At 33.6% G+C, this 12,991-nt stretch carries 8 protein-coding genes; 4 read left to right on the forward strand and 4 right to left on the reverse strand.

The annotated features are described in order from the left end of the window. The first annotated feature begins 39 nt into the window (after positions 1-39). From ND855_RS07120 to ND855_RS07135, 4 genes are read left to right on the forward strand one after another with little or no spacing between them, the layout of a single operon-like run. The gene (locus ND855_RS07120) at positions 40-1,176 is read left to right on the forward strand and encodes a hypothetical protein (protein WP_265357764.1); all 1,137 of its coding nucleotides are present in this window, start codon (positions 40-42) and stop codon (positions 1,174-1,176) included. A 4-nt stretch (positions 1,177-1,180) separates the two neighbouring features. Next, positions 1,181-3,406, forward strand: coding sequence for a ThiF family adenylyltransferase (locus ND855_RS07125; RefSeq protein WP_265357765.1), 2,226 nt, complete (start codon positions 1,181-1,183; stop codon positions 3,404-3,406). A 9-nt stretch (positions 3,407-3,415) separates the two neighbouring features. Further along, positions 3,416-4,507 (forward strand): patatin-like phospholipase family protein, encoded by a 1,092-nt coding sequence (locus ND855_RS07130; protein WP_265357766.1) that lies wholly within the window; start codon positions 3,416-3,418, stop codon positions 4,505-4,507. 51 nt (positions 4,508-4,558) lie between these two features. Beyond that, entirely contained in the window at positions 4,559-4,960 is a 402-nt protein-coding gene (locus tag ND855_RS07135; RefSeq protein WP_265357767.1) for a C40 family peptidase, read from the forward strand. Between the two features lie 89 nt (positions 4,961-5,049). Here the strand turns inward: ND855_RS07135 and ND855_RS07140 are convergent, their stop codons facing one another. The 4 genes from ND855_RS07140 to ND855_RS07155 all read right to left on the reverse strand — a co-directional run bounded on the left by ND855_RS07140 (position 5,050) and on the right by ND855_RS07155 (position 12,986). Continuing rightward, the gene (locus ND855_RS07140) at positions 5,050-7,812 is read right to left on the reverse strand and encodes an SIR2 family protein (protein ID WP_265357768.1); all 2,763 of its coding nucleotides are present in this window, start codon (positions 7,810-7,812) and stop codon (positions 5,050-5,052) included. Between the two features lie 476 nt (positions 7,813-8,288). After that, positions 8,289-9,020, reverse strand: a complete 732-nt coding sequence (locus ND855_RS07145) for a M48 family metallopeptidase (RefSeq protein WP_265357769.1) — start codon at positions 9,018-9,020, stop codon at positions 8,289-8,291. Continuing rightward, complete coding sequence (locus ND855_RS07150; protein WP_265357770.1) at positions 8,995-12,024, reverse strand: type I restriction endonuclease subunit R; 3,030 nt, start codon at positions 12,022-12,024, stop codon at positions 8,995-8,997. Before ND855_RS07150 ends, ND855_RS07145 begins: the two co-directional genes overlap by 26 nt. 95 nt (positions 12,025-12,119) lie before the next feature. Then, positions 12,120-12,986, reverse strand: a complete 867-nt coding sequence (locus ND855_RS07155) for a GIY-YIG nuclease family protein (protein ID WP_265357771.1) — start codon at positions 12,984-12,986, stop codon at positions 12,120-12,122. Positions 12,987-12,991: the final 5 nt, after the last annotated feature.

Here is a 12,991-nt window from a genome sequence, read left to right on the forward strand (position 1 = left end):
TCCTAAAATAGGAAAATATTTCACATAGAAGGTATTATCATGAAACATGAAATTATTTTTTACCCAGTCGGAAATGGTGATACTAGCCAGATTATTCTAGACAACAAAAAGCGTATTTTAATGGATTTTCGGCATATCAAAAAGTCAGAGGAGGAAAATGGAGGACCAGAAATAAATCTTAAAAAAGCGTTAGGTAAAGAATTGGCTGATGCTAACAGAGATTATTTTGACGTTGTGGCTTTTACTCATGGCGATGAAGATCACATTAAAAATAGTACCGAATTTTTTGAATTATCTCATGCTTCCAAATATCAAGGTGAAGGAAGGATAAAAATTAATACACTTTGGGTTCCAGCTTCTATGATTCTTGAACAAGCACCTAGCGAGAATCAAAGTGATGAATTTGTTATATGGAGACAAGAAGCACGCTACCGTTTGAAAAAGGGAGAGGGTATTCGGGTATTTTCAAAACCAGATCGATTAAAGGAATGGCTTAAAGAAAATGACCTTTCGATTGATGATAGAAAACATCTGATCACAGATGCGGGTCAATTAGTCCCTGATTTTTCTTTAGATAGTGATGGCATCGAATTCTTTTGTCATTCTCCATTTGTAAAGCATGTCGATGAGAATGAAGAATTTCGCAATGAAGCTTCTTTAATATTTAATATTAGAATTAAAATTGGAGCTGAAATTTATGATTATCTTGCTATTGGAGATTCAAAGTGGGATATTTTAGAGGATATTGTCACGAAGTCGCAAAAGAGGAAAAATGAAGACAGACTAAAATGGGATATTTTTAACGTTCCCCATCATTCAAGTTATTTAGCCCTTAGTGATGAAAAAGGTAAAGAAATAACTTATCCTAAGGACAAAATTGAAGAATTACTATTGTACGGGAAGGAAGGATCGTTTCTTATAAGTTCAAGTCACGCTATTCCAGATAACAAAGATGCTTACGAACAGATACAACCACCTCATATTCAGGCAAAGAAATGCTATGAAAAATATTTAAATAAAGTAAAAGGATGTATGTTCTTGGTGACTATGGAGGAATCCGATACCAGTAATCCACAGCCCATTAAGTTCATCATTGATGAAGCAGGAATAGCGAAGGAGGAGAAAAAAATATCTGCTTCAAATATCGCTATAAGCAAAAATTATAAAGCTGGATAATTTTATGATAATAATTGAAAAATCTAGAATTATATCTCCAGACAATCGACTTTCTGAGCATTCTAAAGAAGTTAATAGTTTAATTAATGTAATCTATGAATTCAAAGAATTTGACTTAAACGAGACTCGAATTTTTCAATTCCAAGAATTAATAATAGAAATACTTTTGGTTGACGTAAAATGTCCGTCGATCAAAAGCAAAAATTCAATAGGTATATTAAATAGAGAACCTTTGGCAATAATTTATATTAAAGGCTTAAATGAACATCAATTCCGAGTGGTACCAATACGAGAAAACTTCCCAGAAGATGTTTTACACATGAATTTCCCATTTGAAATAATTCCCAAAACTTTATGTCTGTATTTAGAATCTTGGGATGAAGTAGAGCGATCTTGGACTCCACAAAAATTTCTGAATAGAATTTGTTGGTGGTTTATAAAAACTTCAGAAGACAAATTACATTCAAATGAGCAGGAATTAGAACGACCATATTTTATAAGTGAGTATAAGCTACTACTTCCAACATACTATGAAGAAGAAAAATCATTCGCTTTTGCTAATATTGATAAGACATCCAAAGTAATAAGAATTTCAAATACAAATAATTTTGGAAATTGCAATTTCTTAACTCTTGAAGTTAAGCCAATAGAGCATACTAGGGTATTCCCTGCACCATCGAATCTTAAGCTGCTCGAAGAACAATTTCAAAAAAGGTCTTCCTCCGTTATTGATATTCTAAAAAAGGAAATTTTATTGAGAACTCCTTCATCTGGATTTCCAATTCAAGAAAATATCAAACAAACTTTTATACTATTAAAATTTAAGAGATATGATAGTTCAGGGAATTTATTAGCGAAACCTGATTTTTTTGCATTCTATATTCCTAAAGCAATAGGTGAGTTGGGTCACCTGCTTGGAATTTTAAGTATTTCCCCAACAGACCCAAATAAATACTATAAGATTGATCTACTTGGAATCGAAAATATTTCGAATAATGATAAATTATCCGAAATTGGTATTTTACCTGTAGAGATTGTTAAACCATTAACTCAAAATTTTGCCACTATGATGTCAGGCATTGAGTTCACCGAAGCTTCGTTTGATGGAGTATTAATTGGCGTAGGTTCTTTGGGTAGCACACTAGCGGAAATTTGGTCAAAGTCAGGATGGGGAAGATGGTCTTTATTTGATAACGATTCTATAGCACCTCACAATGTTTTTCGGCATTTGGCGAAAGAAAAGGATATTGGGAGAAAAAAAGCAGAGCTTGTTGCAGAATTAATGAACCAGAATTATTCACCAGGTAATCCATTAGTTACTTATACTCCCAAGAGGTTTAGTCCAACTATATTGGCAGAAACTTTGTCTGATAATAAATCTATTGATCTGATCGTGGATGCAAGTGCATCAAGCTTTTTACTTCGAGATATCTCATTTTCAAATGAACTTCCTCGAGCTTGTTCCTTGTTTTTTAATCAGATCGGTACGGGTGGAGTATTATTTTTAGAGGATATCGAAAGATCAAAAAGGTTAGATTTTATAGAAGCCTCCTACTTAAGAGCATTAATAACTGAAGAATGGGGTGAAAATTTTCTTCAAAATAATATTCCAATGCAAAGGGTAGGTGCAAGTTGTAGTGACCTTTCAGTGGTTCTATCATATGAAAGGGTAATTTTACTTTCATCTTCACTGTCAAATTTGCTTCGCTTAAAACTTAAATCTAATAATGCAAGACTTTGTATTTTAAAATTAAATTCTGAGACTGGGCATATGGACACTTATGAGGTCGAACTCTTTAGCCCAAAGAGTATTGAAATTAACGGATGGAATATTTTTTATGATAGCTTTATTGAAGACAAATTAAAACGGTTAAGAGCTTCAAATCTACCAAAAGAGACTGGCGGAGTCGTAATAGGATACACAGATCAGAAAACAAAGTCCATATATATTGTTGATATAACAAATGAACCTCGAGATAGTAGGTCTTCGACTTCTGGATTCGAGCGTGGTTGCGAGGGCTTAAAAGAGTATCTTGATAAAGTAAAAAAAAGAACGTCTGAAAATTGTGATTATATTGGAGATTGGCATTCTCATCCAGCAGGACATTCTTCAGAAGCCAGCCTAACAGATTTAACATCGTTGAACGAATTTGCGAAAGTAATGAATTCAGAAGGAATGCCAATATTAATGATTATTGTCAGTGAAGATATAAGATTTTATATAAAATAGAGTATAAGTATGTCGAGAGAAATTGGGAAAATAAGTTTGGCTTTATCGGGAGGAGGAGTTAGGGCTGCGACATTCCATGCGGGTTTGTTGCGATATTTAGCTGAGAAAGGAAAGTTAGAACAAGTAACTAATTTATCAACGGTATCTGGCGGAAGTTTATTGATCGGGTTAATGTATTCACTTAATAATAATAAATTTCCCACTTCTAAAGATTATTTGGATCGTATATCAACTGAATTGAAAACTACTCTAACAAGTAAATCATTGCAGAAAACTGCATTTTTGAGCCTATTTTTTAATATCCAAAACTGGATTCATTTTTTTTCTAGAGCCTTCGTATTGGCAGAGGCTTTAGAAAAATGTTGGGGTATTAAAGGAAAGCTTAAGGATATACCTTCAATTCCAGTATGGTCTATTAATGCAACGACAGCTGAAACTGGCAAAAGATTCCGATTCAAAGGTCAAAAGATGGGAGAATATACTTTAGGTTATGCCGATGCAAGTAATTTTCCATTGAGTCATGCAATGGCAGTCTCAGCTGCTTTTCCAGGTGGGATTGGTCCACTAGAGTTACGAAAGAATAGTTTCTATTGGCAAAAGAGAAATAGTTGGGATTCAAGTGAAGAAGATGTAACGATCACAAATAATGAGACAATCAATTTATATGATGGTGGAGTATATGACAATTTAGGAATTGAACCACTCTTTGATTGCGGACGACAGGAATTAAAATTACAGGGAAATGAACCAATCGATTTTTTAATTGTCTCAGATGCTGGATTGCCCCTCGAGAAAACTTCAATCCCAGGATTTCTTAATCCTTTGAGGTTCTATCGTTTGTTTAACTTAGCATTGGATCAAACCAGGTCGCTGAGAGTAAGATCATTCGTGAATTTCATCGATAGAACTCAAAGAGGTGCATATGTCTATATAGGCTCCTATTCGATGAATGAGAATGAAGAGGGTTATTCTATTCTAACGAACAAATCCAGAATGAAAGTCGCATTTTATCCTACCTCATTATCTCAAATGAAAGTAATAGAATTTACAGAAATAGAGATGCAAGGATATGAAACAGCAAAAGCAATACTAAAATTATAAAACTTAATGATAGTTAAATAGAACTGATAAATAAATAGGGAGAAAAATTCTATGAATATAGATTGGCACATAGGTTGGGAGATATCAAGAGCGAAGGAATTCGGATTTAGACATACAGGTGTAGTATATGGAAAAGATATCTTTGGAAACATACTTATTCTTCATAATCATCAACGCAATAATGTTGAAATTGTAACTTTAAATGAGTTTCTAGGCGGGGAACAAATCTTTCAAATTCGCAAACCAAGTCTTCCTATTAGAGAAGTCATTCAAAATATGAAGCTGGCATTAAATGAAACCAAAAGATATAATCTGACAACCTTTAATTGCCAGCATTTTAGCAGTTCAATTGTGGATGGATTTGAATCATCATCTGCAGTCAAAGGATTACTTACGATAGCCGCATTTGCAGGTATCACATATTTTATGAATAAACTAAATTTGACTTCTTAATCTTTAGAAAAACATAAAGCCTGACCCTTTTTCAAAAACGAGGTTCTCCGTTCAGACTTTTGTCCAGGAGAATCTTTTTGAACTGAAAATTAAAACATCAAACTTCTTTTACTTTCTAAGTATTGGTTGATTGCAGATTTAAGTATTTCTGATATATCTTCTAAACCTTTTTCTTTTACATTAGAAATCAAAAAGTCTATTTGACTGTCTAGTGAAAATAGAAGCGAGGAGAATCTTCTTCCATCCTTATATTGCTCCAAATAAACTTCTATAACCTTTTTCAATTCAGCTGAAAAAGATTTAAAATTATATATTACTAAAGTATTCTCGAATAGAATACGATTCTCCACTTCTACTTCCTCAAAAGTATCTATGGATAATGCGAACTCCTTGATTTTTTCTTTTATTGCAACGTTCGAGATTTCATAGATTCTTAAAATGAAATTTTGCGTGATTTCAATTTTATCTTTCGTAGAATAGGTTTTCACTTCTGAAATTAACTTCTCAATTAAGCCTTCATTTTCGAAAACCACTTCCTTCATTATCGCATAGCCATAAAGATTTGAAAGTTCATTTCGTGTTAAAGCTATGTGTTCGAGTCCCGTTAAATTCTTGCAAACCAATTTCTCAATGAGAGTCTCTATCATACTTATTAGAAACTCTTTATCTATTTCAAGATTAAAAAGATTATGCTGTATACCCAGATAAAAATTGATAGATTCAAAAATAATGAGCGTATTCTTCCCTTCCTTTAGAATTTTATTTATTGCCGTTAATATATTCTTTGAGTCTTCAACCTCATTTTTTAAAAGTGACAAGATGAATGTAGTATTTTGAATATATTTTTCGAATATATTGCCGTGATTTGAATTAATAAAATGAGTGGTAATGTTCTCGAGTACAGTTTTTATCAACCATTCTTTATGTGGTTCACTAATTACTAGTTTTCCTATTTTGGGGGAATCTTTTTTGTAAAAATCTGTTAGAAGTAAACGCAATTCCTTATATTCAATGCACTTAATACAAGTATATAACTCTGTCTTAGATAGTGTGAAAATTTCTTTTTTCGAATATTTTTCCAATGCTATCTTAACGAAAGATGCATTAATTGATTTATATTCGTCGAAATTTTCTATCATGATTTTATTCATTAAAACAAAATTTACAAGATTTTCGTGTTTAGAGGACATTTGGTCAATATTATTGTCGAACAATATTTGCTTAGAATCTAGTGATTTGCTTTCTTTTGAAATACTATAGGCATATCTATAAATGAATGAAAAATTTACAAATTCGTATATCGGCTCTAAAGCAAATTTCATATCTTTAGGTAGATTATAATACAATTCTTTCAAATTATATTTTTCGATTTTTTTATATTTTTCATTTTTATCATAAGAATAAATACCGAATTTCAAATTCTGCAATAAGATGTCTCGGTTAAGCATTGCAATAAAAAGTTTTGCATAATTTCTCTGCTTCATGCAGATTTTTATTACCTTCTCAATCAATGCAAAGGAATCTTCTACTTTATCTAAATTGTAAAGCTTATAGGCAGACTCAAACATTTCATCAAGATTTTCAGGATTAGCTATTGAAGTTTTAAAGTCAAAATTCAAATAATCATTTTTATTATTCGAGTCTTCTAAAGCTAAGAAATCTCCAAATTTAAGATATTTTTTCTCGTGTGATTCGCTATCCTTTTGTGGAATCATTATTCCTTTAATTCTGGCTTTTCTAAGGATTTCAAATATTTGAAGAACTTTATCAGGTATTTTTCTTTTTTGGGCTAAAGATTCTTTAAGGAATTCTATGAATTGAGCGTACATCTCTCTGACCCATTTACTATTTTCATCAAAATGTGGCTCACCATAGAATTCTAAAATAGGTAAGGAATCAGACTCAATAAAAAAGCCGCAATTTGTTAAAGCATTTTGTATCTGCTCTACAAGTATTCCTTCAAGCTCGTTTAAAGTATTAAGCTTCTCTAGTAAATAATTTATAATTTCATCCAAATTTTTTGCTACATTCATTTCATCTTTGGTTAGTATTCTTGAAAGAAATGTTAACATTTTTTTTGAATAATCATCTGAAGCCAAATTTTCAGGTATTTTATTATAATCAATTTCTTCTAAAATTAGTGTTGTAATTCCATGATTTTCCAAGTATTTAATTTGGTTATCGTTACGATTATATGTCACTAGATACATTGGTGGCTTTACCGTAGAGTAGTTTCGAATCCATTTTACAATATGTTTTAAATTTATATCATTGTATGAGTAACCAAGAAATAGAACAGTGTGAGTCGAAAGAATGCTTTTTACATAATTTTCAATCAAAGGGAATTGTCGGTTATAATTTATATAATCATCTTCTCTAAAAACAATATTATGATTTTTGAAATCACCATGCATCTTAATTAATTTATTCTGCAAAGATGATTTTACCAAATCATTGTCTGAAGAAATCACATCATATAAGTAGGTATTCTCTTGAATTGTTTTTTCTAAAAGATTGTCCCAGTTAGTGGTAATAATTACATGAGGGTAAATATCGAATATTAGTTTATGTATAACAGAAGGAGGTATGTGATCAGGAAAGTAACTTTTTATTTTTTGATAGTATGTATACTCTCCGAATGCCAAATGATAGAGTTGAGCGATTTTCAGAAAATCACTTTCATTGTCAATTTCTAATTCGACTTTAAACTCTTCAATCAAATCTGCCCAAGAAGGTAATTTGATTCCTTTAGATTCAGAACTTTTAGAGATTCCGGAGCCAACAAAAATTGCCAAACTGTTATCGTTGTTTGCCGAAACAATTGTCTCAATATATTTTCTATCTGTTTTCATTATTAAAGAATGGAGCAATTTTTACCATTATTATCCACAAAATTTTTTCTTTCCAAAGAAACATGATTATCAAAGGATTTAATCAAAAAAAGCAGTATTTTAAATATTACTTATTTTGGGGCAATTTAAAGCTTACCAGAATAGTCGTAATATACTGTAACACGCATTACTTTAATTTGTTTACTAGTAAAAAATTTGCAAGAAAATATTATGGATTCCTGATTAATATTTGATTGCAGAGGGTGACTGAATAATAAGTTGCCAGAGCATTCCGAACTACACGATGATAATTCTTGGAAAATTCTAATAAATTAAAAGTATAAAAGCTTTTTAGAAAGGCTTCAATCAACTATTAATGGAGAATCTAAATTTATTGTCTGAATTAACTTACAATCTATTTTACTATAATAAATCTTGAAGAAATATGAGGGAAATTGCTAAACCGTATTTCAGATATATAAATGAGTGTTAGAGATTCAATACTCCCAATCAACATGAGCTGTGGGTAACTCGTTTAGTTTTTTCCGAAGCTCTTTCCAATTAGGTAAAAAATGCGACAAGATCGACTTAAATTTTGCACTATGAGTTTTTTCAAAGGAATGTGTGAGTTCATGATAGATGATATATTCAATGCAATCTATTGGTTTTTTTGCGAGTTCAGTGTTTAGCCAGACTTTCTTTTTGCCAGGGATATAGGAACCCCATCTAGTTTTCATTTTTCTTATCCCATGGGAGATATCTGACAGTCCCATTTTCTTTTGTGCAGAGTAGATTATTTTGTCGGTCTTTGATTGTAACTCTTCTTTATACCATTCATCGAATAGTTTCTTAATCTTCGGTTTCGATGTATTCTTGGGAACACTTAGTATAAGTGAGGATGCCTTTACTTGAATGGATGGTTTTCCCGTTGTAGTAACAACTTTAAGTAAATATCGTTTGCCAAACAAGTAATGGGATTCCTTATCCAAAAATTCTCTTTTTGGTTCCCGTTCCTGTTTTTGAAACTTTTCCCTTTGTTTTTTGATCCAACTGAGTTTGGAAATTGTATACACCCTTATGATGTCTTTTCGCATGTGGAGTGGGGCAGAGATCATGACTTCCCCGTTAGGTGGATAAACGGAAAGGTGTATGTTTTTAATTTCTTTATAGGTTACAGAAATCTGAATGTTCTGTAGGGAAAACTTATCTGTATTCTGGTTGTTCCGCAATGATTTTGAAAATTCTCTCTACTTCTTCGATATTCTTATCCACTAAATCATAGATGGTTTTTTTTAATACATTTTCTTTAGTAGGGTTTCCATACCAGTCATCAGGACGGTTAAAATTGATTGCCTCATGAAGTTTTAGGGCAAGTTCTAAGTTTTGATTCAGATTGTTATAAAGGGCTACCTGACCTTGTGTTTTCAGCTCGGTCGGTGCATCTGATCGGTTTCCTTGACTGAGTTTCTTAGCCAGTTCCATCACCCTTTTGAGGTAGTTTTTGTATGACGTGGCTCCCTTTTTTCTTTCCATGATGATTTCCTGGAGGAGTTCACTCATTTTATTATAGAAGGCTGGATCGAGTAGGTGGTCTCTAATGATTTTTTGTCTGATGTTGTTTTCAATGGTTTCGGCAGATGCTTCCCGATTTCTGGGTGTATTTGCACTTTCATCTTTTAAACTGCTTAGGCTCTTTACCAATTCCAAAAGCGGGAGATTTTCAAACATGGAAACAATTTTGGACTCGTCTGCCTGGATGTAATGGTCGATCAAATGTCTCATATCCGCTTCATAAGATTTCAGATCGATGACGTCACCAGATGAGATTTTTATTTCTTGGCGTAACTTTACATAAAACTCGAATTTTGATTTATAATAGTTTTCTTCTTTCTTCGTAAAATTTGCTTCTTCAAACTCATTTGCAATGTTGGCAAAAGATCGAACAAAGGTGGCAGTAAGCTTATACAAGTTAATCCTTAGGAATTCAGTATCCTCTAAATCCTCTTGTTTTTCTGTATTCCCACAGAAATATCGTCTATATGCCAAACTGTCTTTCGGTGGCTCTACTGGTTCACAAAGTGTTTCTAAAGCTTCTAGATGCTCTTCTAGTTTTTCTCTGGCAGTTTTCAGTCTATCTTTTACTGTAATGGAACCATCTTCATGACTAGATTGCGTTTCATCATTCGCAAGTTCCGAAGTATAAACTTCTATTGCATTTTCTACCTTTTTGAATAAGTCTTTGTAATCTACTATATATCCAAAAGGTTTTGTTTCTCCGTTTAATCTGTTCACTCGACAGATGGCTTGGAAGAGTCCATGATCTTGCATATTCTTGTCTATATAGAGAACCGTGCAAGCAGGTGCATCGAAACCAGTAAGGAGTTTATCGACTACGATGATGAGTTTCATAAGAGCTGGAGTTTCGATGAATGCTTTTTTTACTTCTTCCTCGAATTGGTCTGCATCTTTGTCTCCTAGCATAGAGAGGTAAGTATTATATACAAATTCTTTCTCAGTGTCTGTTCCTTCGCCAATATCTTCTGTTCGGATATCGCCTTTCTTTGGTGCATAGGAAGTGATGACCGCACATTTTCCACGAAGACTTGTGTCTTGGAAGAGTTTATAATATTTACAAGCTTCATAAATGCTACCTGCAACAAGCATTGCATTTCCGTATTGACTGCTGAGTGCAGGTCTATTCGAAAAATCGAGTAAGATGTCTGAGACGATCTTTTCCATTCGTGATTTGGAACTGAGAACCTTTTGCATGGTTCCCCATTTTTTCTTTAGTTCCTTTCTTTGATAATCGTTGAGACCTTTGGTTTTGGCATTGAACCATTCATCTACCTTTTCAGGAGAGGATAGGCGTTGGTCAATGTCCCTCGCTTCATACATCAAATCCAAAACAACTTCATCCCGAACAGCTTCATTAAAACGATATTGGTGGATGTAACGTCCGAACACATCCTCAGAAGTTTGTTTGTCCTTTCTAAGAAGAGGTGTTCCTGTGAATCCAATAAAGGTTGCATCTTTTAAAATTGCCTTCATCAACCTGTGGAGTTTCCCTGATTGGGTTCTATGGGCTTCGTCTATAAATAAGAAGATTTCTCCTTTGGTTTGGGGAGGATTGGATTTGATGCTTTCTAGATAGGCATCAAAGTCTTCTACGTTATTTTTTCCAAACTTATGAATGAGTGAACATAATAGTCTTGGTGTGGCATTGGTTAGCTGAGAGATCAGGTCTTTTCCACTTCGGGTTCTATAGATGGTTTCTCCCGATTGTTTGAAAACTCTTTCGATTTGTGTATCGAGTTCATCTCGGTCAGTAATGACGGCAACTCTTGCATTGGGATTGTTTTCTAAAATCCATCGAGCAAGTAACACCATTACAAGTGATTTTCCGCTTCCTTGGGTATGCCAGATGATCCCACTTTCTTTTCTTTCTACGAAATCTTGGGCAGACTTAATTCCAAAGTATTGGTGGTATCTTGGTAGTTTTTTAATTCCACCATCAAACAAAACGAAGTCATAAATGATTTCGAGGAATCTTTGTTTGTTACATATTTTTAAGAGGTATTTATCTAGAAGGTTTCGAGAATGATCATCTATATCTTCTTTCCAGTTTAAAAAGAATTTTTCACCAGTTCCAATTGTTCCATAACGGAGACCTTCAGTATCATTTCCTGCAAGAACCATTTGAATGGTTGTAAAGAAGTCTTCGATTGCTTCCTTACTTTGGTTACGAATGTTTTGTCGAATTCCTTCTGAAACTGAGGTGGTTGCTTTTTTTAACTCTATAACGGCAAGAGCTATTCCATTGACATACAAAACAAGATCAGGGCGTTTTTCTGATTTTCCCATGACTGTCACTTCTTCGGCTATGGCGAAGTGATTTTTGTCTGGATGTTCCCAATCAAATAGTGCAATGGTTTCGGCATTTTCACTTGCAGATTCTTTTACAGGGATTCCATAACGGAGTAGAGAGTAGACCTCCTTGTTTCGTTCGTATAGAGATTTGCCATACTGGTTGTTTGTCTGGTGGAGAAGGTCTAAAGTTCGTGCGATTTTGAAATCCGAGATTCCTCGTTTGGAAAGAAAATTGGCGAGTAGGTTTGGGACAATGTTTTTGTTCGATAGATCCTTCCAATTTCCAAGAAAATCATAACCTAATTCCTTTTGGAAGAGATCAATGACCCGCTCCTGGGTTTTTCTTTCGATATCGCCAATTCTCATATTCTGTTATACTTTAATCGTAATTATTATAAAAAATCGTCAAACATTAATAGACAATCGCTTAATTCCCGTTTTGTTTTAATAGTTTTTTTTTGCTATTCAATCGTTTCATTCTCCGCTAGAGACTGTCCTTTCTCGTCTTTCCATTCTGTCATCCCGTTCGCATTTCTACCCATGACAATCACAGCACCTGACGACGGAGAGGAGAAAAGTTGGTCAGACGTAAAGATGTAATTTTCACCTTCTTTCTTTAGGATGTTCTCTGCGATGAGTTTTTCTCTTAGCCGAACATAACCTTTAGCCCACTTTTCCATAGAGGGTGCAAGTACGGATAAAGCCTGGCTCCCTTGTTTTACGACAAATCCCTCGCTTGTGAGAAAGCCTGTCGCTTTGATTCCTTTGGTTGAAATGGTATAATCTTGGGATTGGGAAGGGATGCTTTGCGTTTGTCGTTTATTGATTTTTTCAAACAGTTTAAAACCTAAGGTATGGATAGTCAGTTTTACATTCTCTAAAAACTCTTCCATCTCCGCTTGGTCTGCCTCTGAGATACTGGTTTTTGCAGGAATCGTTGCATTTTCGAGTTCGTAACGATTTGCTTCTTTGGCTAAATCGAATAATCGTTTTTCTAAGTATTTCACATGTGCTTTGTTTAAATTTTTGCTAAAGACGCAAACGGCTTCGATCCAATATTCTTTTGTCCCTAGATGTTGTTTCAACCGATCGAGTATGCTTTCTGCTTCTCCGATATAAACTAGGTCTTTCTCTTCGTTTTCTGGATTCTTTCCAAAAAGAAAATATACACCAGTCGAATATAAATCCTCTCGGTTCACAGATTCTTTGATCAAAGTCCTTGGGATTTTATACGTGATTCCATTCCAATTGGAAAGTTCCGCAGATATCCTCCCACTGGCATCTCCATCAATTAGGAATAAGGTGATTTTTTTAGGGAACGGTTTCATGATCA

It is taken from the genome of Leptospira paudalimensis, assembly GCF_026151345.1.
Classification (GTDB): Bacteria; Spirochaetota; Leptospiria; order Leptospirales; family Leptospiraceae; genus Leptospira_A; species Leptospira_A paudalimensis.